This is a genomic window from Rubrivivax albus, assembly GCF_004016515.1.
GTDB lineage: Bacteria > Pseudomonadota > Gammaproteobacteria > Burkholderiales > Burkholderiaceae_C > Rubrivivax > Rubrivivax albus.
Genome location: NZ_SACT01000001.1, coordinates 577,226 through 600,929 on the forward strand (window position 1 = coordinate 577,226; position 23,704 = coordinate 600,929).

Genomic DNA, 23,704 nt, shown 5'->3' on the forward strand with positions numbered 1-23,704 from the left:
CCATGCCCCCGACCCCCGGCGACAAGTTCGGCAGCGCGGCCCTGGGGCTGTCGCTGCTGGTCTTCGGGGTCTTCTTTGCCAACGTGGTCATCGGCGGGCCGCTGCGCATGAAACCCTGGTTGAGCGACGTCGGCGAGATGCTGACGCTGTTCGCCGCCGTGGTGCTGTTCGTGGCCGGCACGCTGGCCCGCGAGGCGGCCGTCCGTCGGCGCGACGCCGGTTCGGGCACGCCCGACCCCTGACCCTGCGCCGACTGGCGCGACCCGACCCGACCGGCGGCATGGTGGCCGCTGCCAATCGCCCGGCCTGACCGCAGGGCCATCCGTTCCACAACGAACACCTCGCAAGGAGACAACCATGAGCAAGCCGTCGAACCCCTCCACAACCGCCCAGGACCTGGTGGACGCCCAGGCCGCCGAACGTCGGCAGTTCCTGCGCGTGGCGCGCAACAGCGGCTTCACGGTGGCCGCGATGGCTGCGGCCGGCGGCACGCTGTTTTCGCCGGCGGCGGTGGCGCAGTCGCGCAACGAGGAGTCCGAGCGCGAGAAGGCCGCCAAGCACGTCATGACGATCGCGACGGCGTATCAGCTCGGCGCGTCGCGCAGCTACCCCATCCTGCAGCGCGATTTCAAGGAGAACATCCAGAACGCCACCCGCGGCAAGGTCTACGTGCGCCTGGCGCCGGCCGGACAGCTGGGTGCCGGCGGCGCGCTGCCGCAGAAGGTGCAGGAAGGCACGATCCAGGCGGCACAGCACTCGCTGGCGAACTTCGCGCCGTTCGCGCCGGTGGTGGACATGATCAACCTGCCGTACTTCTGCGGTTCCAACCAGAAGTTCGTGAACCTGGTCAACGCCGATGCCTGGAAGAAGGAGGTGCACCCGCTGGTCGAGGCCAAGGGCTTCAAGCCGCTGTTCTACGTGGTGATCGACCCGCGCGTGGTGGCCGTGCGCAAGGGCGGCAAGGCCGTCATCACGCCGGCCGACCTGGCGGGCGTGAAGTTCCGCGTGCCGGGCTCGAAGATGCTGCAGCAGTACTACCGCATGGTCGGTGCCAACCCCACGCCGGTGGCCTGGGGAGAAACCCCGTCGGCGATCAAGCAGGGCGTGGCCGACGCGCTGGACCCGGCGGCCGGTGCACTGCACGTGTTCGGCTTCAAGGACATCCTCAGCCACGTCACCTTCACGCGCGCCGTGCCCGACAGCCAGGTCTATTCCTGCAACCTCGCGTGGTTCAACGGGCTGCCCAAGGACGTGCAGGAAGGGATCATGTTCGCGTCGGAGATCACCGCGCAGATGAACCTGGCCAAGGTGCCGTCGGCGCGCAACTACGCGATCGCCGAGCTCGCCACGGCTGGGGTGCAGTTCCACACGCTCAGCGCGGCGCAGCTGGCCGACTGGGAGAAGACCGGCGGCTACCAGCGCAACGAATGGGCCGAGTTCCGCAACGAGCTGGCCTCCAAGGAGCTGTTCGCCAAGCTGGAAACGGCGGCCAACACGGCCTCGCGCCTGTACGTGCACGACGCCTGACCGACTGTCCGACGGCTGCATCCCGCGCGCACAGGCCATCCCCGCCATGAGCACTTCGACGACCACGCCCGGCACCTGGACCCGGCTCGACCGCAACCTCGAGCGCTGGGCGCTGCTGGTCTTCTACAGCATGCTCGTCGTCACGATGTCGGTCGAGGTGCTGCGGCGCGAGGTGTTCTCGTACTCGTCGGTCTGGGGCGAGGAGATCGTGCGCTACGCGTTCATCTACCTCGTCTGGATCGGCGCGGCGGCGGCGGTGCGCGAGCGGGCGCACATCCGCATCGACGTGATCTACGAGTTCTGCTCGCCGCGCGTGAAGGCCCTGCTGTACCTGCTGGGCGATCTGGTGATGCTCTTCGTCGCCTGCTTCGCGCTCTACTACTCGTGGGAAAGCGTGGCGGTGAGCGCGAAGTTCGGCTCCGTCTCCCACGGCCTGCGCGCACCGATGGTGTGGTTCCTGGCCGCGGTGCCGATCGGCTTCCTGCTGATGCTGCACCGGCTGCAGCAGTCGATCCGCCGCGACCTGGCCGACCTCTTCGCCGGCCGGCCGGTGTTCGAGGGCGAACGGCTGTTCGATTGAACCGCGCCTGAAGGACCACCCACGTGAACTCGCTGTTCCCCGGTTCCGAAGCCGAAGCCCTGACCCTGGGGTGGAGCTTCTACGGCCCGGTGCTGATCTTCGTCGTGATGATCGCGCTGGGCGTGCCGGTGTGGGCCGCCATCGGCGTCACCTCCATCGCGCTGCTGTGGTGGTCCGGCATCCTGCCGATGACGCTGCTGGGCGGATCGCTGTTCGAAGGCATCGACGCCTTCGCGCTCACCGCCGTGCCGCTGTTCATCCTCACCGGCGACGTGCTCGTGCGCACCGGCCTGAGCCGCAAGTTCATGGACGTGGCCGAGGCCCTGACCAACTGGACCAAGAGCGGCTTCGGCTCGGCCACGGTGCTGGTCTGCGGCATGTTCAGCGCCATCTCCGGGTCGGACGCCGCCGGTGCCGCCGCCGTGGGGCGCATGACGATCAACCGGCTGGTGGAGTCCGGCTACCCCAAGCCCTACGCCTGCGCGCTGGTGGCGGCCGGCGCCTGCACCGGCATCCTGATCCCGCCGTCGATCGCCTACATCATCATCGGCCTGGTGCTGGGCATCTCGGCCTCCACGCTGTTCCAGGCCGCGCTGATCCCGGGCCTGATGATCCTGGCCGGCATCTTCGTCACCAACAGCCTGATCAACCGCAAGTACGCCTACGAGCAGGGCGTGGCCATCGGTTTCGGCGAGTGGACGGCCAACCTGCTGGGCACGCTCAAGCGCGGCTGGTACGCCTTCATCGTGCCGGCGGTCATCTTCACCGGCATCTTTTCCGGCAGCCTCACGCCCACCGAGGCCGGCGCCACCGCAGTGGTGGTCACCATCATCATCGGCTTTGTCATCGGCACGCTGAAGCTGTCGGACTTCCCGGCCATGCTGGTCAGTTCGGCCAAGGTCAACGGTGTGATCCTGCCCATCATCGCCTTCTCGCTGCCGCTGGCGCAGGCGCTGGCCACCATGGGCGTGCCGCAGGGTTTCGTCGGCCTGGTCACCGGCATCTCCAGCGAGCCCTGGGCCGTCATCCTGATGATGATCGTGATCCTGGTCGCCGCCGGCTGCGTGATGGAGACCACGCCCAACATCGTGATCCTCGCGCCGCTGCTCAAGCCACTCGCGGACGAGATCGGCATGAACGAGATCCAGTTCTGCATCATGATGATCACCACCTTGGGGGTGGGCTTCATCACGCCGCCGCTGGGGCTCAACCTCTTCGTCGTCTCCGGGCTCACGGGCGAGTCGATCCTGAAGATCGCGCGCCGTGCCGTGCCCTTCGTGCTGTCGATGCTGGCCGTGGTGATGCTGATCGCCTTCGTGCCCGAGACCACGACGCTGCTGCTGCCCGACATCTACAAGTGATCCACCGCCGGGCGCGGCCGCCAAGGCGGCGCCTGTCCACTCACCCCATCCGAGAGGGACGCCTCATGAGCACCCGATACCTGAAAAAGGCCGCCAAGACGCCGGAGACCGAGACGGCGACGGCGCAGAACGTCGTCAACGAGATGCTGGCCGAGATCGAGAAGCGCGGCGAGGCCGCCGTGCGCGACTACGCCCGCAAGCTCGACAAGTGGGAAGGCGAGCTCATCGCCACGCCGGAACAGCTGGCGGCCAACGCCGAGACGGTGCCGCTGAAAGTGCGCCAGGACATCGACTTCGCGATCGAACAGGTGTCGAAGTTCGCCCTCGCCCAGCGCGACTCGCTGCGCGAGTTCCGCACCGAACTGCACCCGGGCGTCACGGCCGGCCAGCGTGTGCTGCCGGTCAACGTGGCCGGCTGCTACGCGCCGGCCGGGCGTTACGCCCACATCGCGTCGGCCTACATGGGCGTGGCCACCGCCAAGGCCGCGGGCGTGAAGACCATCATCGCCTGCTCGGGCCCGTTCCGCGGTGGGCCGATGCACCCCTACCTGATGTATGCCTTCCACAAGGCGGGTGCCGACGTGATCATGACCCTGGGCGGCGTGCAGGCCATCGCCACCATGGCCTACGGCCTGTTCACCGGCAAGCCGGCCGACGTCATCGTCGGCCCGGGCAACAAGTTCGTGGCGGAGGCCAAGCGCATGCTGTTCGGCAAGGTCGGCATCGACGTCTTCGCCGGGCCGTCGGAGGTGGCGGTGATCGCCGACGACAGCGCCGACCCGGCCATCGTCGCCAGCGACCTGGTGGGCCAGGCGGAGCACGGCCACGAGTCGCCGGCGTGGCTGTTCACCACCAGCGAGGCGCTGGCGCAGGACGTGATGCAGCGCGTGCCGGCGCTGATCGACCAGCTGCCGCCCACCGCACGCGACGCGGCCGGCGCGGCCTGGCGGGACTACGGCGAGGTCATCGTCTGCGACACGCGCGAGGAGGTGGTGGAGATCTCCGACCGCTATGCGTCGGAGCACCTGGAGGTTCAGACCCGCGACCTCGACTGGTGGCTGGAGAACCTGACCTGCTACGGCTCGCTGTTCCTGGGCGAGGAGACCACCGTGGCCTATGGCGACAAGGCCAGCGGGCCCAACCACGTGCTGCCCACCAAGGGGGCGGCGCGCTACTCCGGCGGCCTGTCGGTGCACAAGTTCATGAAGACCTTCACCTGGCAGCGCATGACGCGCGAGGCGGCGCGCGACATCGGCGAGGTCACCGCGCGCATCTCGCGCCTGGAAGGCATGGAGGCGCATGCGCGCACCGCCGACGACCGGCTGGCCAAGTACTTCCCGGCGCAGGCCTTCGAGCTCGGCGAACCGGTGAAGGTGTGAACCCGATGGCCGCTGGTGCGAGCTTCGACCTGACCGGGCGCCGCGCGCTGGTGACCGGGGGCAACTCCGGCATCGGCGAGGCGATGGCGCTGGCGCTGGGCCGCGCCGGTGCGCGCGTGCTGCTGGTGGCGCGGCGGCCGGCCGAGCTGGACGCGGCCGCCGAGCGGCTGCGCAGCGAGGGCATCGACGCTGGCGTGCTGCCGGCCGACCTGGCGGCGCTGCCGGAACTGCACACGGTGGCGGCCCGGGCCAAGGAGGCGCTGGGTGGCGGCGTGGACATCCTCGTCAACGCGGCCGGCGTGAACCTGCGCCAGCCCTTCGAGGCGGTGACGCCCGAGGCCTGGCAGCTGCAGCTGGCGCTGCACCTGGGCGCGCCCTTCTTCCTGACCCAGGGGCTGGCCCCGGGCATGCGGGACCGCGGCTGGGGCCGCATCCTCAACATCGCGTCGCTGCAGAGCATGCGCGCCTTCGCCGACAGCGCGCCGTACGGCGCCGGCAAGGGTGGCATCGTGCAGCTGACGCGGGCCATCGCACAGGCCTGGTCGCCGCATGGCATCACCTGCAACGCCATCGGCCCCGGCTTCTTCCCCACGGCATTGACTGCACCGGTGTTCGCCGACACGGCGCTGGCCGACCGTCACGCGGCGCAGACCTGCATCGGCCGCAATGGCCGCCTGGAGGACCTGCACGGCCCCACCGTGTTCCTGTGCAGCGACGCTGCGGCCTACGTCACCGGGCAGACGTTGATGGTCGATGGCGGCTACACGGCACGTTAGACCCCAGGAGAATCTTCATGCAAGCACTCGTCTACACCAAGCCCGGTGAACTGCAGCTGCAGGAGCGCCCGCACCCGGCGCTGGACGCCGGCGAAGTCGTGCTGCAGATCGAGGCCGTGGGCATCTGCGGTTCGGACATGCACGCCTGGCACGGCCACGACCCGCGGCGCAAGCCGGGGCTGGTGCTGGGCCACGAGTTCGTTGGCAGCATCGCGGAGACGGCCGCACCCGGTTTCGAGGCCGGCACGCGCTGGACCGGCAACCCCCTGATCACCTGCGGCACCTGCGAATACTGCGTGCAGGGCCGCAACAACCTGTGCGCCAACCGCACCATGGTCGGCATGACGCGGCCGGGGGCCTACGCGCAGTACATGAGCATCCCCGCGGCGTCGCTGGTGGCCATCCCGCAGGACATGCCGGCGCGCACCGCGGCGCTCACCGAACCGGCGGCGACGGCCTGGCACGCCATCAACCTGAGCATCCGTGCCCTGGTGCGGCCGCTGCACGAATGCCGCGTGCTGGTGATCGGCGGTGGCGCCATCGGCATGCTGGCGGCGCTGCTGTTCCGGCAGCTGGGCGTCACGCGGCTGACCGTGACCGAGCTGAACCCGAAGCGCCGCGCCACCATCGCCCGCGCCGTGGGCTGCGAGGTGATCGACCCGCGCGACACGCCGCTGGAAGAGTCGGCCTACGACCACGTGATGGACGCCGTCGGCGCCAAGGTCACGCGCCAGCAGGCGCTGGCGGCCATCAAGCCCGGCGGCGTGATCATGCACGTGGGCCTGCAGGACTGGGCCAGCGAGATCGACATGCGCAAGCTCACGCTGGCGGAGATCACGCTGCTGGGCACCTACACCTACACCACGGCCGACCTGCGCGCCACCGTGGCGGCGCTGCACCAGGGGCAGTTCGGTGACCTGGCCTGGGTGGAGGAGCGCGCGCTGGCCGACGGGCCGCAGGCCTTCGTCGACCTCGACAGCGGCGCCAGTGCCGCGCCGAAGATCGTCCTGCGGCCTTGAGCGTCGACGCCGGGTCAGCCGGACGGCGGGTGCGACCAGTCGGCCTGCGCCAGCGCGCCGGCCAGGTAGTCGCGCAGCTGGCGCACGCGCAGCGGCGTGGGCCGCAGCGGGTCGCGCGGCGGCGTCAGGAAGTTGATGGCGTCGAGCATCGCCCACTCCGGCAGCACCTGCACCAGGCGGCCGGCGGCGATCAGCGGCTGCACGTCCCAGGTGGAGCGCAGCATCAGCCCGTGGCCGGCCAGGCACCAGTCGCGCACCACCTCGCCGAAGTTGCTGGCCAGCGGGCCGCTGACGCGCACGGTCTGCGCGGCGCGGCCGCGCTTGAGCGCATCGAGCCGCCAGTGCGTGGGCAGCATGTCGTTCTCGCGCACGACGAGGCAGCGGTGCCGGCTGAGTTCGGCCGGGGCCTGCGGCACGCCGTGGCGGGCCAGGTAGGCCGGTGCGCCGACGACGAGCCGGCGGTTCGGTGCCAGCCGTCGTGCCACCAGGGCGCCGTGGCGCGGGCCGAACAGCCACACCGCGGCGTCGAAGCCGGCAGCACCCGCGGTGGCCAGGTCGGGCAGCTGGTCGGTGAGCTGCAGCGTGAGTTCCAGGTCCGGATGCTGCTGCTGGAAGCGCGCCAGCAGCGGCGCCAGCCACACGCGGCCGAAGCCGTAGGTGCTGACCAGGCGGATGCGGCCCTGCAGCCGGCCCGCGCCTTCGGTGAGCTGCTGTTCCAGCCGCGTCAGCCCGGCCAGCAGTTCGCGGCCGCTGGTGATCGCCAGTTCGCCCTCGGCCGTGAGCCGCAGGCGGCGTGTGCTGCGCTCCACCAGGCGCACGCCCAGGCGGGATTCCAGTGCCGCCAGGCGCTTGGTCACCGCCGGTGGCGCCAGTTCCAGCGCCCGTGCGGCACCGGCCAGCGTGCCCGCCGAGACGATGCGGTCCAGCAGCACCAGGTCGTCGCTGTGCAGTCGCAGTGTTTCCATGGTGGAAATGCAGAGTGTGCTCCAGCGCGATTGTGCGGCCGCCACCCGGCTGCCCAGAATCGGCCTCGTCACGACTCCCTGGATCGCACCTCATGAGCACCCATCGCATCGCCGTGCTGCCCGGCGACGGCATCGGCAAGGAAGTGATGCCCGAAGGCCTGCGCGCGCTCGACGCCGCGGCACGCCGCTTCGGCATCGCGCTGCAGCTCGACCACTTCGACTTCGCCTGCGTGGAGCACTGGCAGAAGCACGGCGACTACCTGCCGCCCGACTGGAAGGACCGCATCGGCGGCCACGACGCCATCTTCTACGGCGCCGTCGGCTGGCCTGCCCTGGTGCCCGACCATGTGTCGCTGTGGGGCAGCCTGATCAAGTTCCGCCGCGAGTTCGACCAGTACATCAACCTGCGCCCGGCCAAGCTGATGCCGGGCATCCGCAGCCCGCTGGTGGACCGCCAGGGCCAGCCGCTGGCGCCCGGCGCGATCGACATGCTGATCGTGCGTGAGAACACCGAAGGCGAGTACTCCAGCGTCGGCGGCCGCATGTACGGCGGCACGCCGCGCGAGATCGTGATCCAGGAAACCGTGATGTCGCGCACCGGTGTCGACCGCGTGCTGAAGTTCGCCTTCGACCTGGCCATGCGCCGGCCGCGGCGAAAGCTCACCTCGGCCACCAAGAGCAACGGCATCTCGATCACGATGCCCTACTGGGACGAGCGCGTGGCAGAGATGGCCAAGGCCTACCCAGACATCGCCGTCGATCAGTTCCACATCGACATCCTGACCGCGCATTTCGTGCAGCGGCCGCAGCAGTTCGACGTGGTGGTGGCCAGCAACCTGTTCGGCGACATCCTGTCCGACCTGGGCCCGGCCTGCACCGGCACCATCGGCATCGCGCCGTCGGCCAACCTCAACCCCACGCGCGAGTGGCCCAGCCTGTTCGAGCCGGTGCACGGCTCGGCGCCGGACATTGCGGGCCAGTGGATCGCCAACCCCATCGGCCAGATCTGGTCGGCCGCGATGATGCTGGACTTCCTGGGCCACACCGACGCGCACGACGCCATCGTCGCCGCCATCGAGGCCATGCTGGCCGACCCGCATGCGCCGCGCACGCCGGACCTCGGCGGCACCGCCGGCACGGTGGACGTGGGCAAGGCCATTGCCGAACGCATCGCCGCCGGGGGTGGTGCGGGTTGATGCTGATGCCCTGAACCGCCGTCCCCGGGCAGCCTTGCCCCCTTCGTTCATCCGCCACACAAACCACCAAGGAGACACGCATGAACCGCAGCAAGACCATCCTCACCGCCCTGGCCATTGGTGCCCTGGCCGTGACCGGCAGCGCCGGGGCCGCCGGGTACCCGGACAAGACCGTCAACTACATCATCCCCTTCGGCCCGGGTGGTGAATCCGACATCTCCGCGCGCCTGCAGGAGCCGGTGTTCAAGGCGATGACCGGGCAGACCCTGGCCATCCAGTACAAGCCGGGCGCGGGCGGTGCCGCCAGCTGGTCGCAGCTCAACGGCATGACGGCCGACGGCTACACGGTGATGGGCACCAACCTGCCGCACATCGTGCTGCAGCCGCTGCAGAAGGACGTGGGCTACCAGACCGACGACATCACCACCGTCTTCTGGTTCCACTACACGCCCGATGCGCTGATGGTGCCGGCCGACAGCCCGATCAAGACGCTGAAGGACTTCGTCGCCGCGGCCAAGGCGGCCCCGGGTGCCACCACACTGGCCGGCTCGGGCACCAATTCCGCCAACCACCTGGCGCAGCAGCGCTTCGACAAGCTGGCGGGCATCAAGACCACCTACGTGCCCTTCGGCGGCACGGGGCCAGCCAACACCGCGCTGCTGGGCAAGCAGGTGGCCGGCAGCTGGGCCTACACCACGGTGCAGATGTCGCTGGGCGCGCAGGTGCGCTGCCTGGGCGTGGCGATGGAACAGCGCCACCCGAAGCTGCCCGACTGCCCCACCTTCAAGGAGCAGGGCTTCGACCTCGTGGGCGGTGCCTACCGCGGCGTGGCCGTGCCCAAGAGCACGCCGGCCGACGTGCAGGCGAAGCTGGCCGCCACGCTGGCCAAGATCAATGCCGACCCCGGCTTCATCCAGAAGATGGAGGAGGGTGGCTTCGCGATGCTCAACGTCGGGCCGGACAAGATGGGCGAGTTCATGGCCGGCATGAAGGCGCAGTACGGCGCGCTGGCCAAGGAGATGGGCATCGTCAAGAAGTGATGATCGGCTGACGCACCGCGACGTTTCCCATCATGGGCAGTCTCGACTTCCTGCTGGCCGCGCTGACGCCGGCCCACCTGCTGCTGGCGCTGGCCGGCGTGGTGGCCGGCACGGTGATCGGCGCGCTGCCGGGCCTGACGGCCACGATGGCCGTCGCGGTGCTGGTGCCCTTCACCTTCTCGATGCCGCCGGCCGCGGCGCTGATCGTGCTGGGCGCCATCTACACCGGCGCCATCTACGGCGGCGCCTACGCGGCCATCCTGCTCAACACGCCGGGCACGCCATCGGCCATCGCCACCACCTTCGACGGCTACCCGATGGCGCGCAGCGGCCGCGGCGACCTGGCGCTCACCGTGGCCTGCCTGGCCTCGGTGGTCGGCGGCCTGGTGGGCGCCGGCTTCCTGCTGCTGCTGGCGCCGCCGATGGCCACGGTGGCGCTGAAGTTCGGGCCGGTGGAGTACTTCTGGCTGGCGGTGTTCGGCCTGACGCTGATCGCCTCGCTGGGCGAAGGCAGCCTGCTCAAGGGGCTGATGGGTGGTGCGCTGGGCCTGCTGCTGTCGATGGTCGGCGTGGCCGAGGTCGGCGGCGACGTGCGCTTCGTCGGCGACGTCAAGGCGCTGCTGGGCGGCATCGACGTGGTCTCGGCGCTGATCGGCCTGTACTGCATTCCGGTGCTGATCGAACTGGTGGCGACACCGGCGGCGCACCTGAAGTCCTCCGAACGCGTCGCCGGCTTCCGCCTGGGCGAGGCGCTGACGCTGATGCTGCGCTCGAAGTTCAACCTTGCGCGCAGTTCCGTGATCGGCACCGTGGTCGGCATCCTGCCGGGCGCGGGCGGGTCGATCGCGTCGCTGGTCGCCTATTCGGAGGCCAAGCGCGTGTCGCCGCGGCGCGAGCAGTTCGGCAAGGGTGAGCCGGATGGCGTGATGGCCACCGAGTCGGCCAACAACGCCACCGTGGGCGGCGGCTTCATCCCCACGCTGGTGCTGGGCATTCCCGGTACGCCGCCCGATGCCATCATCCTGGGTGCGCTGCTGGTGCAGGGCATCCGCACCGGGCCGACGCTGTTCACGCAGCAGGCCGAGATCGTCTACACCTTCATCTGGGGCCTGATCCTGGCCACGCTGCTGATGCTGCCGGTGGGCCTGCTGATCGGGCGCTTCGCGTTCCGCGCCATCGTCGGCATCCCCAAGGCGGTGCTGGTGCCGGCGGTGGCGCTGCTGACCATCCTGGGCAGCTTTGCGGTGCACAACAACGTGCACGAGGTGCAGCAGATGGTGATCCTGGGCGTGCTCGCCTGGGTGCTGGGCCGCGCCGGCTTCAGCGCCTCGCCCATCGTGCTCGGGTTGATCCTGGGTTCGATCGCGGAGCGTGGCTTCGTGCAGGGCCATCTCATCGGCGGCGCCAAGGGCGACATCCCGGCGGAGTTCTTCGGCCGGCCGATCTCGCTGGGCATCATCGCCTTCATCGTGCTCGGCCTGGTCTGGCCGTGGTGGATGCGCCGACGCCAGCAGCGCGGTGCAGCGCAGGAGGTGGCCCGTGCCTGAGTCCCACACCCCCCAGGCCGGCCGCGACTGGGCCGGCGCGGCCGGCTGCGCGGTGCTGATCGTCCTGGGCGCAGCGGCCTTCATGGCCGCGCGCGAGTTCTCCGACCTCGGCGCCGTGTTCCCGCGCACCATCGGCGCACTGCTGGTGGTGTTCGGCGGGGTCTGGCTGGTGCTGTTCGCGATGGGCCGCACGCGCGCGCAGGCGGCGCTGGAAGGATCGTCCTGGCGGCGTGCCGGCGTGGCCATCACGATGCTGGGCTGGGCCTTCGCGCTGCCGCCGCTGGGCTTCCTGCCGGCCAGTGCCGCCGCCTGCGGCGCGCTGCTGCTGATCGCGCGCCACGGCCGTTGGACACTGTCGGCGCTGCTGGTCCAGGGCCTGGCCACCGGCGCGCTGCTCATCGGCCTCTACGTCCTCTTCCAGCACGTGCTGCGCGTGCCCCTGCCATGACCCACCGAATCCTGATCTGCGAATTCATGGATGCCCCGGCCGTCGAACGGCTGCGCGCGCGCTTCGACGTCGTCTACGACCCCACGCTGGTGGACGACGGGCCGCGCCTGCGCGCCGCCTGCGCCGGCGTCGACGCTCTGGTCGTGCGCAACCGCACCCAGGTGCGCGGCGAGACGCTGGCCGCGCTGGATCGCTGCCGCGTGGTGGGGCGGCTCGGCGTGGGCCTGGACAACATCGACGTCGCAGCCTGCGAGGCGCGTGGCATGCGCGTGATCCCGGCCACCGGCGCCAACGCGTTGAGCGTGGCCGAGTACGTGGTCACTGCGGCGCTGGTGCTGCGGCGCGGCGCATGGTCGGCCACGCCCGACGTGGCGGCCGGCAAATGGCCGCGCAACGCGCTGTCTTCCGGTCGCGAGGTTGGTGGCTGTACGCTGGGGCTGATCGGCTTCGGCGGCATCGGCCAGCTCACGGCGAAGCTGGCGCTGGGCCTGGGCATGGGTGTGATCGCCTTCGACGCGATGATGGATGCCGATCATCCGGCCTTTGCCGACGGTCGCGTGGCCTGCGCGGGCCTGGACGAAGTGATCCAGACCGCCGACGTGGTGAGCCTGCACGTGCCGTTGCTGGACAGCACCCGCGGCCTGTTCGATGCGGCGCGCATCGCGGCCATGAAGCCCGGCGCCGTGCTGGTGAACACCGCGCGCGGCGGCATCGTCGACGAAGCGGCGCTGGCCGATGCGCTCAAGCGCGGCCACCTGGGCGGCGCGGCGCTGGACGTGTTCAACGACGAGCCCCTGCCACGCTCGCCACACTTCGAAGGCTGCCCCAATCTGCTGCTGACGCCGCACATCGCGGGCGTGACGGCGGAGTCGAACGAGCGCGTGAGTTCGCTGATCGCCGACAAGCTGATCGAGGCGCTGGCATGAAGCTCAGCTGGAACGAAGCCGAGGCCCGCGTGGCGGCAGTGCTGCAGGCGGCCGGCGCGTCGGCCGCGATGGCCGACAGCACCGCTCGCGCCCTGGTGCTGGCCGAGGCGCAGGGCCTGGGTTCGCACGGGCTGTCGCGCGTGGCCCAGTACGCCACCCACCTGCGCAATGGCCGCGCCGACGGGCAGGCGGTGCCGCGCGTGGTGAAGCGGCGCGGCGGCGCGCTGCTGGTCGACGCGGGCGAGGGCCTCGCCTTCCCGGCCTGCGCGCTGGCGGTGGACGAGGGCATCGCCGCCGCGCGCGAGCACGGCGTGGCGTTCGTGGGCGTCACGGCCAGCCACCACGCCGGCGTCATCGTCGACCACCTGCGCGCCGCGGCGGCGGCCGGCATGGTGGGCCTGGGCTTTGCCAATTCACCGGCCGCGATGCCTGCGGCCGGCGGCCGGCACGCCATCTTCGGCACCAACCCGGTGGCGGCGATCTTTCCGCGCCGGGGTGCGGATCCGCTGATGATCGACCTCAGCCTGTCCGAGGTGGCGCGCGGCAAGGTGATGGTGGCGGCGAAGAAGGGCGAGCCGATCCCGCTGGGCTGGGCACTGGATGCCGATGGCAACCCGACCACCGACGCGCAGGCGGCGTTGTCCGGATCCATGCTTCCGCTCGGGGCGGTGAGCAGCCCCAAGGGCGCGATGCTGGCGCTGACCGTCGAGTTGCTGGTCACGGCCCTGATTGGCGCCAACTTCGGCTTCGAGGCGAGCAGCTTCTTCGTCGACGCCGGCAACCGGCCGCGCATCGGCCAGGCCTTCATGGTCGTCGACCCGGGCGCGCTGGCGGGCACCGACGCCTTCCTCGATCGCGTCGAGGTGCTGGTGGCGGAGATGCTGCGCGACGACGGCGTGCGCCTGCCGGGGACGCGGCGCGAGGCGCTGCGCCGCCGCGCGCTGGCCGAGGGGCTGGACGTGCCCGACGCGCTGCTGGCCAGCTGGGGTTGACCGGGGTTGACCGATCCAGGCCAAGGGCAGGCGTATGCTGCGCCATTGCCCTGAGGAGATGGCCATGACCTTGTGCCCGATCGCAATCGTCGCCAGCTGTGCCAAGTGCCCGGTGGTGGGCGTGTGCCCGCTCAAGACCGTGATCGGCGACGCGCCGAAGCCGTCGGCCGCACCGGCACCGGCCAAGAAGGCGTCGACGAAGAAGCGCTGATCAGCGCGCGGCGCCGCAGACGCTGCAGGCCGCGTTGCGCGGCGTGGCCATCTCGGTCCATTCCATGGCGCGCGCATCCAGCATCAGCAGCCGCCCGGCCAGCGGCCGGCCGATGCCCACGATGAGCTTGAGCGCCTCGGCCGCCTGCACACAGCCCACGATGCCCACCAGCGGCGCGAACACGCCCATGGTGGCGCAGGCCACCTCCTCGTAATCGGCCTCGGGCGGGAACAGGCAGGCGTAGCAGGGCGCGTCGGCGCGCGTGCTGTCATAGACCGAGATCTGGCCATCGAAGCCGATCGCCGCGCCGCTGACCAGCGGCTTGCCGTGCTTCACGCACGCGGCGTTGACGGCGTGGCGGGTGCGGAAGTTGTCGCTGCAGTCCAGCACCACGGTGGCCTGCGGCACCAGTTCGTCCAGCAGCGCCGCGTCGGCGCGCACGGTGCGCGCGTCGACCAGCAGGTTCGGGTCGATGTCCAGCAGCGTGCGCCGGGCCGACTGTGCCTTGGGCTGGCCGATGCGGTCGTGGCGGTGGGCGATCTGGCGCTGCAGGTTGGTCAGGTCCACCTCGTCGTGGTCGCAGATCGTCAGCCGACCGATACCGGCCGTGCCCAGGTACAGCGCCACCGGCGAGCCCAGCCCGCCGGCGCCGATGACCAGCGCGTGCGCGTCGCGCAGCTTCTGCTGGCCCTCGATGCCGATGTCGTCGAGCAGGATGTGGCGCGAGTAGCGCAGCAGTTCGTCGTCGTTCATCGCGCGTCGGCCCCGGAAAGCAGCAGGGGCCCGCGTGGGCCCCTGAGGTGGATCGCAGAGAGGCGGAGCTTACTGCTTCACCGGCGCCTCGGCCTGGCGCTCCTGGTGGCTCTTGCTGGCGATCACCGGCAGGCCGCGCAGCTGGTTCAGCGCCTGCTGCAGCGGAAAGTCTTCCGGCGTGCCGAAGGTGGGCAATGGCTTCAACGGCTCGTTGCGCTTGGCCAGCTGCTCCTCGAGCTTGCGGCGGGCCTCCTCGCGTTCCTTGGCGGCCGGATCGTCCTTCTTCTCGTCGGCGCCTTCGAGGTGCTTCTCGAGGTCGGCCTCGCGCATGCGCAGGGCGGCATAGACGTTGCCTTCGGCGGTCTCGTCGAGCCAGATGTCGGGCACGATGCCCTTGGCCTGGATGGAGCGACCCGACGGCGTGTAGTAGCGCGCGGTGGTGATCTTCAGCGCGGTTTCGGCTGTCAGCGGGCGCACCGTCTGCACCGAGCCCTTGCCGAAGGTCTGCGCGCCCATGATGGTGGCGCGCTTGTGGTCCTGCAGCGCGCCGGCGACGATCTCGCTGGCGCTGGCCGAGCCTTCGTTGACCAGCACGACCAGCGGCACGCTCTTGATGGCGGCCGGCAGCTTGCGCAGCGGGTCCAGCCCGCCGCGGCGCACGTAGTGCTCCGGCGTGGCGCGGTAGGTGGCCTTGGACTCGTCGACCTGGCCGTTGGTCTTGACCACCACCACGTCGTCGGGCAGGAAGGCCGCGGAGATGGCGATGGCACCGTCCAGCAGACCGCCGGGGTCGTTGCGCAGGTCCAGCACCAGGCCCTTGAGGTTGGGGTCCTGCTTGTAGAGCTCTTCGAGCTTGCGCACGAAATCGTCCACCGTGCGGTCCTGGAACTGGCTCACGCGCAGCCAGCCGTAGCCCGGTTCGACCAGCTTGGCGCGCACGCTCTGCACGCGGATCTCCTCGCGCACGATGGTCACCGGGAAGCTGCGGTTCTCGTCCTTGCGGAAGACCGTGAGCCGCACCTTGGTGTTGGGCTCGCCGCGCATGCGCTTGACGGCCTGGTCCACCGACAGACCCTTGACCGCGGTGTCGTCGATGCGGGTGATCAGGTCGTTGGGCCGCAGGCCGGCGCGGAAGGCGGGCGAGCCTTCGATGGGGGAGACCACCTTGACCAGGCCGTCCTCCATCGCCATCTCGATGCCGATGCCGACGAACTTGCCGCCGGTGCTTTCGCGGAATTCCTTGAAGCTCTTCTTGTCGAAGTACTGCGAGTGCGGGTCGAGGCCGGCGACCATGCCGGCGATGGCGTCGCCGATGAGCTTCTTCTCGTCCACCGGCTCGACGTAGTCGTTCTTCACGATGCCGAACACCGTGGCGAGCTGCTGCATCTCTTCCAGCGGCAACGGGCCCAGGGTGCTGCGCGCCGTCGCCTGCAGCTGCATCGTCGTCAGCGCGCCGGCCACGGCTCCCACGGCCAGCAGGCCGACGACCTTGAACTTGCCACTCATGTGTGTCGTGCCTCCAGATCGCGCCCGATATTCCAGTATAGGGCGCCGAGCTTTCTCAGAGGGCGACGCGGGGCGAAAGTTCACCCCGCAGCCGTGTGGTGTGGCGCAGGGGCGGGCGGTACGTCGCGCGGGAAGGTGACCACGTGGTCCACCGCCGGCCGGATGCCGATCCATTCGCCCACGGCATGGTCATGGTGCGACGGCACGTGGGCCATCACCTGCTCGCCGCTGGCCAGGCGCAGCGTGTAGAGGAACTCCGAGCCGCGGAAGGCCTTGCGCTCGATCTGCGCCTTCACCGGGCTGGCGTCGTCGTGGATCACGTCGTCGGCGCGCAGAAGCAGGTCGCACTGGCCGTCGGGGTAGGCGTCGGGCAGCGGGCACTCGGCCGGGTCGTCGAGTTCGCCGAAGGGCGTGTGCACACAGGGGCCATGGGCGCAGGCCACGATCTCCGCCGGCGTGAAGACGCCGTGGCCGATGAAGCGGGCGACGAAGCGCGTGGCCGGCCGGTGGTAGAGCGTGTAGGCGTCGCCCCACTGCTCCAGCCGGCCCTGGTGCATGACGCCGATGGCGTCGCCCAGCGCAAAGGCCTCCAGCTGGTCGTGGGTGACGAACAGCGCCGTCGTGCCGCTGGCCTTCAGGATGGCCCGCAGTTCCTGCGCCAGGTGCTCGCGCAGGTCCACGTCCAGGCTGGAGAAGGGCTCGTCCAGCAGCAGCAGGCGGGGCTCCGGCGCCAGCGCGCGGGCGAGCGCGATGCGCTGCTGCTGGCCGCCGCTGAGCTGGTGCGGCGCGCGCTTGGCCGCATGCGCCAGGCCGACCAGGTCCAGCATCTTCTGCACCCGCGCCTGGCGCTCGGCACGCGGCAGGTGCGCCAGCCCGAACCCGATGTTGTCGGCCACGCTGAGGTGCGGGAACAGCGCGTAGTCCTGGAACACCATGCCGATGCGGCGGTCTTCCGGCGCCAGGTGCACGCCGCTCGTGGCGTCGTCCAGCGTGCGGCCCTCGACGGCGATGCGGCCGCCGGACGCGCGTTCCAGCCCCGCCACCGCGCGCAGCAGCGAGGTCTTGCCGCAGCCCGAAGGCCCGATCAGCACACCGATCTCGCCCGCGGCGAGGCCGAAACTGGCGCTGTCCACGGCCGGGCGGGCGTCCGCCCCGCCGTAGCGCACCGTCACCGACTCGACCTGCAGGAACATCGCCCTATCATAGCGACTGCGCCGGAATGAAAACGGTTCGCATCACTGTTGCCGACCCTCGCCGTTTGCCGTGCGCCACCTGCTGACCCTGCTGTGCCTGCTGCTCGCCCTGCCCGTGGCCGGGGTGCTGGCCGCGTGGCTGGGTCTGGACGCCCAGGCACTGGACACACTGGTGCACCAGGCCTCCACCGTGCTGCCGGGCTACATCGGCCAGTCCACGGTGCTGACCGTCGGGGTGGCCCTGGGCGTGATGGCGCTGGGCACGGCCACGGCGGCGGCGGTGACGCTGTTCGACTTCCCAGGCCGGCGGGTCTTCGAGTGGGCGCTGCTGCTGCCGCTGGCCATGCCGGCCTACGTGCTGGCCTACGCGATGACCGACGCGCTGCAGCCCAGTGGCCTGCTGCAGGGCTGGCTGCGGGCGCAGACCGGCGCCACCGGCGCCCTGTGGCCCGACGTGCGCAGCCTGGGCGGCGCAGTGGCGCTGTTCGTGCTGACGCTCTACCCCTACGTCTACCTGCTGGCCCGCGCCGCGCTCGGCGAGCGGGCGGCGCAGCTGCTCGAGGCGGCCCGCTTGCTGGGTGCCGGCCTGCGCCGGCGCATCGTGGCCGTGGCGCTGCCGCTGGCCCGCCCGGCCATCACCGCAGGTGTGGCGCTGGCGGTGATGGAGACGCTGGCCGACTACGGCGTGGGCGCCTACTTCGGCCTGACGACGTTTTCCACCGGCATCTTCAAGGCCTGGCTGGTGATGGACGACCGCGTGGCCGCGGCCCAGCTGGCGTCGCTGCTGCTGGCCGTGGTGGCAGGGCTGCTGTGGGTGGAGAAGCGCGCGCAGCGCCGGCTGCGCTTCGGCACCAGCCGCCAGGGTGGTGGCGCAGCCGAAGCCCAGCCGCAGCGCCTGCGCGGCCACGCCGCCGTGGCGGCCATCGTGGTCTGCGCGCTGCCGGTGCTGCTGGGCTTCGTGCTGCCGGTGGGCTGGCTGCTGTGGATGCTGCTGCAGGAGGTGCGCTACGCCGAGTTCGGCCTGCCGCTGGACCGCTTTGCCGGCTGGGCCTGGGCCAGCTTCCGCCTGGCCGCCATGGCCGCGCTGCTGGCCACGGCGCTGGCGCTGGCGCTGGGTTTCGCGCTGCGGCCGGTGGGCGGTGTGCGGCGCGGCCTGCTCGTGCCGGCGGCCGGCCTGCTGTCGCTGGGCTACGCGGTGCCGGGCACGGTGCTGGCGGTGGGCGTGCTGGCGCCGGTGGGGCTGATCCAGGCCACCTGGCCCGGTGCGCCGGCCACGGCGCTGGTCACCGGCACGGTGTTCGGCGTGATGGCGGCCTACCTGTCGCGCTTCTCGGCCGTGGCGCTGCAGTCGGTGCAGGCCGGTTATGCGCGCATCAGCCCCAACGTCGACGAGACCGCGCGCCTGCTCGGCGCCGGCCGCTGGCGTGTCTTCGGCCGCCTGCACCTGCCGTTGCTGCGCCGCTCTGCGCTGGCCGCCGGGCTGCTGGTGTTCGTGGACGTGATGAAGGAACTGCCCGCGACGCTGATGCTCCGGCCCTTCGGCAGCGACACGCTGGCCGTGGTGGCCCACAACTTCGCGCGTGACGAGCGCCTGGGCGAGGCCGCGCTGCCGTCGCTGGCCATCGTGGCGGTGGGGTTGATCCCGGTGCTGCTGCTGTCGGCGGCGATGCGGGGCGGGGGGCGGGACTGAACCTCGAGCTTGTTCCGCCGTCCTAGTCAGCCGCCTGGCGCCAAGAAGCGGATCGAACGCAGCGGTAGCCGGCGCCGCGCACGATCCGTCAGCTTGTCGTAGTGTTCGTCCCACAGGTCAAACAGCTTCTCCAGGCCGATGAGCGTGATCCGACGCTTCTCTTGGGTGCGCGCTTCGGACTCGGCATCCTTGGTGAAGCCGCCCGTGCAGACGAACAAGCCCACATCGTCGTCGCCCAGCATGGCCATGAACGAGCGCAAGCCCTCGACGCTGACCGACTGTAGCTGGCGCTTGACCTGAACCTTGATGCGCGGCGGGCGCGTGCCCAGCGCGTCGGGCCAGGCCAGGATGTCCACGCCGCCATCCTTGCCCGGCGGCGACACCCAGGTCACGTGGTAGGACATTGCCCGCAGCAGGTCGGCCACCAGATCCTGGAAGTCATAGGGGTTCATCGCCCGCAGGTACTGAGAGATCTCGGCCCAGGCCTGCTCTTCGGCCTCTTCGAAGGTGACGCTTACTGCCTTGGCGTTGCTGTTGGCCTCTTCCTCCGCGCTTGTGGCCGGCGACGCCAATGCGCTGCCTTCGGCGTCCGGCTGCGCCGCTTTCCACTCGGCGTACAGCTTGCAGGCACGCTTGTAGAAGGCCTCGGGATCGGGGTACTCGGCGTGGGCGGCCTGGCCCGCGTCGGTGATGGTCCAGATGCCCTTGTCCTTCACCAGCCAGCCGGCCTTGACGCAGTCCACGGTTGCAAACCGCACGATCTTCTCGAAGCGGCGGGAGCCGGACTCGTAGTTCGACGCCTCGAATGGGGTCAGCGTGAAACGGTCTGCCAACTGCTTCAGGGCTTCACTGGCCCGCAGGCCCTGCGGCGCGGCCATCAGGATGCTGAACAGCTCACGCAGGAACTCGCCGGTGCGTTTGCGGGTGACTTCGGCCATCAAACTACCCCCTGTGGATCTGGTCTGCTTCAGAACCGCATCATCAAGTGCAGCAACCCGTAGCAGTGGCGAACCACATCATGGTTCTCCTTGCTGGGTTCCAACTCACCGTGCACCAGCATGCAGCGTACCTTGTAGACGATCTCAAGAAGCGCATTGAAGATTCTGCCCTTGTCATCGGTGAGCTTGATGTTCTCCGAAACGGTGATTCCGGGTGAGTTCTTGTGGACTGTCAATGGCCCATACGACTTCGGGTTCGTTGCCATCATGCAGTTCTGAAGGGTGATCTGTTCACCATGCGATTCGTCATCCCAGTACAACGCCGTGCGATTGAGGGCGAACGAAAGAGACTCGATGGCGACGAACAGTTCGGCGTGCTCCTTGATTGCGGGCGACGAAATGGCTCGCTCGAAACGAGCATAGAGCTTGTTTCTCGGGCTATGGTCTCCGCGCAGCTTGTCAAGAAAGTCTCGGTCTCGCCGCGTCGAGATCTCCGCATAGTGAGAGCGGTACCAGGCATTGGTAGACAGCCACAGCAAGATGAACTGCGAGAAGTAGTCGACTTCTGCGTAGGTGCGCCACTCCTTGTAGAAGTCGCCACTCATTGAAATTCCTTCAGGTACGCTAGCGCGGCGGTCTCGCTGTCTTCAATGGCGATCTCGACGGCACGCTTTGCGGCCTCGAGCAGTTCGGCGGCCTGCAACCGCAACCTATGGCTCGTCTCGACGGACTCTCGAATCTCGTCCTGCACGGCCACCGGAGCGATCCAGATCCTGAACTTTCCGATGTCGTTCGGGTAAAGCTCAATCTGTCCGGACGATCCTCGCAGGCGTTGCTCAACTTGCCATTGGCCTGCCATGGAGTTTAGAAAGACCGAGAGGTAGACCGCATCCAGACCCTTCTTCGGTCGAAGTACGGTGACGTGGTTGTCAGGAATGGCGTTCTTGGTGTGCAGGTACGGCGCGCTGCGGCCGATGGTGCCCACGCCGGTGCCGTTCATCAACACGTCGCCGTGGCGGATCATCAAGTCGTCTTCGCCGAAGCTGGCCTTACGGTTCTCGTCGTTGAGACACACCTCGCCACGCAAGACATGTTTTGAGTTGATCACCGGCAAGCCGTCCTCCGCATACTCTGGCTGCTTGCCTCGCTGGTTTTCGCTCAGCCAATCCGCCAAGCGGCCGCCCTGGCCGCTGGCATCAATGAAGTCGGTCAGCGCCCGAAAGCGTGGCTGGAAGTGTTGGGCGTCCAGACGCCCGGATGCGAAGGCTTCGCTACTGTTGCGGACGTAGCTCAGCGGCTCGGGAGCTTTCCAATGTTGGAGCCCCAGCGCCTTAAGCAGTGAAGACTCGGCTGCTTCGAGCGCGACTTTCGAGCCGACCTTCGCTTGACCCGCGAGCGTGTGGGTCGTGGCGATTCGCCTTTGCAGATCAGATCCAGCGACATAGAAGGTAAGCGTTCTCAGGTCATCGAGATTCAAACCCTTTTGTACTGCCCCCCGCTCTTTGCGGATCAGAAGCGTTCGCCCGTAGCGGCTATTCAGGAAGGCGATCAGGTAGCGCGGGTCAACCGACCTCGTGCGAACGGCCGTGCTCTTGCAACTAAAGATGGCCGGCACATGTTGCGGCTCGATTAGCGCAGAGTTCCCGATGGTTCCGACAACGGACACCAGAACGTCACCCGCCTTCAGGGCGTACTTCGCGAGTCGGTAGTAATCCGCTTTCGGCATGTAAACGTTGTCGTCTTCCGCAATCGACATCGGCTTCACGTCCTTGCCACGGATGTAGCGGTAGGTAGGGTCGTCACAGTAGTTTTCGACTGTGAACGCCGAGCCGAATGGGCCGATCACGAAGTCGGCAACACTCGACAACGGAACTGCGCCGCGCGTCGCAATTAGGTCTTCTGCCCGCAGGTGTTCCGGCTGGTAGTACTCGGCATCGAGTCGGCCGCTGAACTCAAGCTCTGACAAGCTGACCTCGGCAACACTCAGCCCCTCCAACAACCGCGCATACCTCGCAGCGTCAAAGGGGCTCAGGGAAAAAAAGGCAGGCCCTCCTTCTTGGCAAACTCCTGGAATGCCTCGGCAATACCGTCTTCGGTCAGGCCGTCGTGATTGAAGAGGTCGTGCCTCACGATCAGGTGTCCGTGCGCATCAAGCAACGGTTTGCCGTCCGGCCCTTGCCGATAGATCTTTTTGCCCGAGTTGTCCTTGCTAGGCTCACGCATGGTGGCAAAGAAGATCGGGTAGTCATCCACCTGTGGGCAGAGTGGCCCCTCCGCGGGGTCGTCGTTCCACTTCTGGAAGAACAGCACGCTGGTCTTGGTGCCGGTGTGGGGCTTGAACACATTGCCGTGCAGGCCCACCACGGCTAGGATGCGGCCGTGCGCAGCGAGGTACTCGCGCAGAAACTTGTCTGAAGAGTTGTTGAACCGGCCCTGTGGAAGCACCACGGCCATGCGCCCGCCCGGCTTCAAGAAGCTGAGGTTGCGTTCGATGAACAAGATGTCGCGACCGACGGTGTTCTGGTTCTTCACCTTCACCTTGCGGTAGGTGCCGTCGGCCATCTGGTAGATCACTTCGTGGCTGGCGTGCAGGGCTTCCGCAAAGCCGGGGGCCTTCTTGCGGGCATCGATGATGTTCTTGTCATTGACATCGACGTTGCCGACCTTGTCGAAACTCACCGAGCGCGCCAGGTCGTACTTGGCCAGGATGCGCGTTTCCTTGATATCGCCAGCAAACGGCGGGTTCGCCATCAGCACGTCAAACTGAAAGTCGCGGTTCTGATCCTTGGAGGTGCGCAGCTTGCGCAGCTTCTGCCACCCGTTGCCGTAAACATCGAGCCACGCTTCGGTCTGCACCCGTTCGCCCCAGCGCTCGTAGTCCAAGGTGTTGAGGTGCAGCACGTTGGTCTGTCCGTCTCCGGCGATGAGGTTCAGCGTGCGCCCCACGCGCACCGCCTTTTCATCGAAGTCGATGGCGAAGACCTTATCGCGTACATAGTCCTCGCATCGTGCGGGCTTCTTCTCGGTGGTGAAGAGGTGGCTCCTGGTGAGGCCTTCCTCCTGCATGATGCGTTCCCACACGTGGAAGATGCTGTGCACCGGAAAGCCGCAGCTGCCGGCAGCCGTGTCGATCAGGGTTTCGCTCTCGTGCGGGTTGAGCATCTTCACGCACATGTCGATGACGTACCGTGGCGTGAAGTACTGGCCCTTCTCGCCCTTGCTGGACTTGTTGATGAGGTATTCGAAAGCCTCGTCCACCACTTCAAGGTTGGAGTTGAAGAGCTTGACCTTTTCCAGCGATGCCACGCACACCGCAAGGTGGCTCGGTGTCAGCTCGATCCTGGCGTCGGTCGAGAACACGCCTTCCCATCGCTTTCGGGCCTTGTCGAAGAGGTCTTGAATCTTGTCCTGAAGCTCGGTCTCGGTTTCGCCGTAGTTCTTGAACATAAGGTGGCGCTTCTTGTCTCGGCCACCTTCCAGTTCGTCGTACAGCTTGGTGAAGACCAGCTTGAACACTTCCTCGAAAACATCCACGCCGGCATTGGCCAGCACTTCGTCTTCCATCTCGAGGATCAGGTCCTTCAACGACTTGCGTTCGTGGACCAGCTTGTCGAGCTTGGCCAGACCTGATTAGCGACAAAGTTCAGCAGGCTCATC

At 68.7% G+C, this 23,704-nt stretch carries 23 protein-coding genes; 15 read left to right on the plus strand and 8 right to left on the minus strand.

The window, feature by feature from the left end; all coding sequences use genetic code 11:
* The first annotated feature begins 2 nt into the window (after positions 1–2).
* From ENE75_RS02645 to ENE75_RS02675, 7 genes are all read left to right on the plus strand, one after another.
* Positions 3–242, plus strand: a complete 240-nt coding sequence (locus tag ENE75_RS02645; RefSeq protein ID WP_128195337.1) for a hypothetical protein — start codon at positions 3–5, stop codon at positions 240–242.
* A 115-nt stretch (positions 243–357) separates the two neighbouring features.
* Positions 358–1,527, plus strand: a complete 1,170-nt coding sequence (locus tag ENE75_RS02650; protein ID WP_128195339.1) for a TRAP transporter substrate-binding protein — start codon at positions 358–360, stop codon at positions 1,525–1,527.
* A gap of 46 nt (positions 1,528–1,573) precedes the next feature.
* Positions 1,574–2,107: a TRAP transporter small permease gene (locus ENE75_RS02655; RefSeq protein ID WP_128195341.1), complete on the plus strand. Its 534-nt coding sequence runs from the start codon at positions 1,574–1,576 to the stop codon at positions 2,105–2,107.
* Positions 2,108–2,130: 23 nt separating this feature from the next.
* Positions 2,131–3,468, plus strand: coding sequence for a TRAP transporter large permease (locus ENE75_RS02660; protein WP_199232197.1), 1,338 nt, complete (start codon positions 2,131–2,133; stop codon positions 3,466–3,468).
* A 65-nt stretch (positions 3,469–3,533) separates the two neighbouring features.
* Complete coding sequence (hpsN, locus tag ENE75_RS02665) at positions 3,534–4,847, plus strand: sulfopropanediol 3-dehydrogenase (protein ID WP_128195343.1); 1,314 nt, start codon at positions 3,534–3,536, stop codon at positions 4,845–4,847.
* Between the two features lie 5 nt (positions 4,848–4,852).
* Positions 4,853–5,623, plus strand: coding sequence for an SDR family NAD(P)-dependent oxidoreductase (locus ENE75_RS02670; RefSeq protein ID WP_128195345.1), 771 nt, complete (start codon positions 4,853–4,855; stop codon positions 5,621–5,623).
* Positions 5,624–5,640: 17 nt separating this feature from the next.
* Positions 5,641–6,642 (plus strand): alcohol dehydrogenase catalytic domain-containing protein, encoded by a 1,002-nt coding sequence (locus ENE75_RS02675; RefSeq protein WP_128195347.1) that lies wholly within the window; start codon positions 5,641–5,643, stop codon positions 6,640–6,642.
* A gap of 14 nt (positions 6,643–6,656) precedes the next feature.
* On the opposite strand, the gene ENE75_RS02680 is transcribed toward ENE75_RS02675, so the two are convergent.
* Positions 6,657–7,607: a LysR family transcriptional regulator gene (locus ENE75_RS02680; protein WP_128195349.1), complete on the minus strand. Its 951-nt coding sequence runs from the start codon at positions 7,605–7,607 to the stop codon at positions 6,657–6,659.
* A 92-nt stretch (positions 7,608–7,699) separates the two neighbouring features.
* Between ENE75_RS02680 and ENE75_RS02685 the strand changes: the two genes are divergently transcribed.
* From ENE75_RS02685 to ENE75_RS25035, 7 genes are all read left to right on the plus strand, one after another.
* Positions 7,700–8,803 carry a tartrate dehydrogenase gene (locus ENE75_RS02685; RefSeq protein WP_128195351.1) on the plus strand — a complete coding sequence of 368 codons (1,104 nt, stop codon included), beginning with the start codon at positions 7,700–7,702 and terminating at the stop codon, positions 8,801–8,803.
* An 80-nt stretch (positions 8,804–8,883) separates the two neighbouring features.
* On the plus strand, positions 8,884–9,843 hold the full coding sequence (locus ENE75_RS02690; protein WP_233258888.1) for a Bug family tripartite tricarboxylate transporter substrate binding protein: 960 nt from the start codon (positions 8,884–8,886) through the stop codon (positions 9,841–9,843).
* Between the two features lie 32 nt (positions 9,844–9,875).
* Positions 9,876–11,390: a tripartite tricarboxylate transporter permease gene (locus ENE75_RS02695; RefSeq protein ID WP_128195353.1), complete on the plus strand. Its 1,515-nt coding sequence runs from the start codon at positions 9,876–9,878 to the stop codon at positions 11,388–11,390.
* Positions 11,383–11,838: a tripartite tricarboxylate transporter TctB family protein gene (locus ENE75_RS02700; protein WP_128195355.1), complete on the plus strand. Its 456-nt coding sequence runs from the start codon at positions 11,383–11,385 to the stop codon at positions 11,836–11,838. Before ENE75_RS02695 ends, ENE75_RS02700 begins: the two co-directional genes overlap by 8 nt.
* Positions 11,835–12,764, plus strand: coding sequence for a hydroxyacid dehydrogenase (locus tag ENE75_RS02705; RefSeq protein ID WP_128195357.1), 930 nt, complete (start codon positions 11,835–11,837; stop codon positions 12,762–12,764). Before ENE75_RS02700 ends, ENE75_RS02705 begins: the two co-directional genes overlap by 4 nt.
* Positions 12,761–13,756, plus strand: coding sequence for an Ldh family oxidoreductase (locus tag ENE75_RS02710; RefSeq protein WP_128195359.1), 996 nt, complete (start codon positions 12,761–12,763; stop codon positions 13,754–13,756). The genes ENE75_RS02705 and ENE75_RS02710 overlap by 4 nt, the downstream gene beginning before the upstream one ends.
* Before the next feature lie 64 nt (positions 13,757–13,820).
* A complete protein-coding gene (locus tag ENE75_RS25035; RefSeq protein ID WP_199232198.1) occupies positions 13,821–13,967 on the plus strand; it encodes a hypothetical protein in 147 nt (48 codons plus the stop codon).
* Here the strand turns inward: ENE75_RS25035 and ENE75_RS02715 are convergent, their stop codons facing one another.
* The 3 genes from ENE75_RS02715 to ENE75_RS02725 all read right to left on the minus strand — a co-directional run bounded on the left by ENE75_RS02715 (position 13,968) and on the right by ENE75_RS02725 (position 17,419).
* Positions 13,968–14,720 (minus strand): HesA/MoeB/ThiF family protein, encoded by a 753-nt coding sequence (locus ENE75_RS02715; RefSeq protein ID WP_128195361.1) that lies wholly within the window; start codon positions 14,718–14,720, stop codon positions 13,968–13,970.
* Between the two features lie 69 nt (positions 14,721–14,789).
* The gene (locus tag ENE75_RS02720) at positions 14,790–16,226 is read right to left on the minus strand and encodes a S41 family peptidase (RefSeq protein ID WP_128195363.1); all 1,437 of its coding nucleotides are present in this window, start codon (positions 16,224–16,226) and stop codon (positions 14,790–14,792) included.
* Positions 16,227–16,306: 80 nt separating this feature from the next.
* Complete coding sequence (locus ENE75_RS02725; protein WP_128195365.1) at positions 16,307–17,419, minus strand: ABC transporter ATP-binding protein; 1,113 nt, start codon at positions 17,417–17,419, stop codon at positions 16,307–16,309.
* A 70-nt stretch (positions 17,420–17,489) separates the two neighbouring features.
* On the opposite strand from ENE75_RS02725, the gene ENE75_RS02730 reads away from it, so the two are divergent.
* Positions 17,490–19,109 carry an ABC transporter permease gene (locus tag ENE75_RS02730; protein ID WP_128195367.1) on the plus strand — a complete coding sequence of 540 codons (1,620 nt, stop codon included), beginning with the start codon at positions 17,490–17,492 and terminating at the stop codon, positions 19,107–19,109.
* Positions 19,110–19,135: 26 nt separating this feature from the next.
* Here the strand turns inward: ENE75_RS02730 and ENE75_RS02735 are convergent, their stop codons facing one another.
* From ENE75_RS02735 to ENE75_RS02750, 4 genes are read right to left on the minus strand one after another with little or no spacing between them, the layout of a single operon-like run.
* Positions 19,136–20,047 carry a restriction endonuclease gene (locus ENE75_RS02735; protein WP_128195369.1) on the minus strand — a complete coding sequence of 304 codons (912 nt, stop codon included), beginning with the start codon at positions 20,045–20,047 and terminating at the stop codon, positions 19,136–19,138.
* A 29-nt stretch (positions 20,048–20,076) separates the two neighbouring features.
* Positions 20,077–20,652 carry a hypothetical protein gene (locus ENE75_RS02740; RefSeq protein ID WP_128195371.1) on the minus strand — a complete coding sequence of 192 codons (576 nt, stop codon included), beginning with the start codon at positions 20,650–20,652 and terminating at the stop codon, positions 20,077–20,079.
* Positions 20,649–22,043, minus strand: a complete 1,395-nt coding sequence (locus ENE75_RS02745; RefSeq protein WP_199232199.1) for a restriction endonuclease subunit S domain-containing protein — start codon at positions 22,041–22,043, stop codon at positions 20,649–20,651. The genes ENE75_RS02740 and ENE75_RS02745 overlap by 4 nt, the downstream gene beginning before the upstream one ends.
* A 32-nt stretch (positions 22,044–22,075) precedes the next feature.
* The gene (locus ENE75_RS02750; RefSeq protein WP_199232200.1) at positions 22,076–23,632 is read right to left on the minus strand and encodes an HsdM family class I SAM-dependent methyltransferase; all 1,557 of its coding nucleotides are present in this window, start codon (positions 23,630–23,632) and stop codon (positions 22,076–22,078) included.
* Positions 23,633–23,704: the final 72 nt, after the last annotated feature.

Excerpts from the sequence above, each read along its gene's own strand:
- ENE75_RS02725 (WP_128195365.1), bottom strand. The coding sequence starts at position 17,419 with ATGTTCCTGCAGGTCGAGTCGGTGACGGTGCGCTACGGCGGGGCGGAC.
- ENE75_RS02655 (WP_128195341.1), top strand. The coding sequence starts at position 1,574 with ATGAGCACTTCGACGACCACGCCCGGCACCTGGACCCGGCTCGACCGC.
- ENE75_RS02720 (WP_128195363.1), bottom strand. The coding sequence starts at position 16,226 with ATGAGTGGCAAGTTCAAGGTCGTCGGCCTGCTGGCCGTGGGAGCCGTG.
- ENE75_RS02680 (WP_128195349.1), bottom strand. The coding sequence starts at position 7,607 with ATGGAAACACTGCGACTGCACAGCGACGACCTGGTGCTGCTGGACCGC.
- ENE75_RS02710 (WP_128195359.1), top strand. The coding sequence starts at position 12,761 with ATGAAGCTCAGCTGGAACGAAGCCGAGGCCCGCGTGGCGGCAGTGCTG.
- ENE75_RS02715 (WP_128195361.1), bottom strand. The coding sequence starts at position 14,720 with ATGAACGACGACGAACTGCTGCGCTACTCGCGCCACATCCTGCTCGAC.
- hpsN (WP_128195343.1), top strand. The coding sequence starts at position 3,534 with ATGAGCACCCGATACCTGAAAAAGGCCGCCAAGACGCCGGAGACCGAG.
- ENE75_RS02705 (WP_128195357.1), top strand. The coding sequence starts at position 11,835 with ATGACCCACCGAATCCTGATCTGCGAATTCATGGATGCCCCGGCCGTC.
- ENE75_RS25035 (WP_199232198.1), top strand. The coding sequence starts at position 13,821 with ATGACCTTGTGCCCGATCGCAATCGTCGCCAGCTGTGCCAAGTGCCCG.
- ENE75_RS02690 (WP_233258888.1), top strand. The coding sequence starts at position 8,884 with ATGAACCGCAGCAAGACCATCCTCACCGCCCTGGCCATTGGTGCCCTG.
- ENE75_RS02735 (WP_128195369.1), bottom strand. The coding sequence starts at position 20,047 with ATGGCCGAAGTCACCCGCAAACGCACCGGCGAGTTCCTGCGTGAGCTG.
- ENE75_RS02675 (WP_128195347.1), top strand. The coding sequence starts at position 5,641 with ATGCAAGCACTCGTCTACACCAAGCCCGGTGAACTGCAGCTGCAGGAG.
- ENE75_RS02645 (WP_128195337.1), top strand. The coding sequence starts at position 3 with ATGCCCCCGACCCCCGGCGACAAGTTCGGCAGCGCGGCCCTGGGGCTG.
- ENE75_RS02740 (WP_128195371.1), bottom strand. The coding sequence starts at position 20,652 with ATGAGTGGCGACTTCTACAAGGAGTGGCGCACCTACGCAGAAGTCGAC.
- ENE75_RS02685 (WP_128195351.1), top strand. The coding sequence starts at position 7,700 with ATGAGCACCCATCGCATCGCCGTGCTGCCCGGCGACGGCATCGGCAAG.
- ENE75_RS02695 (WP_128195353.1), top strand. The coding sequence starts at position 9,876 with ATGGGCAGTCTCGACTTCCTGCTGGCCGCGCTGACGCCGGCCCACCTG.
- ENE75_RS02670 (WP_128195345.1), top strand. The coding sequence starts at position 4,853 with ATGGCCGCTGGTGCGAGCTTCGACCTGACCGGGCGCCGCGCGCTGGTG.
- ENE75_RS02650 (WP_128195339.1), top strand. The coding sequence starts at position 358 with ATGAGCAAGCCGTCGAACCCCTCCACAACCGCCCAGGACCTGGTGGAC.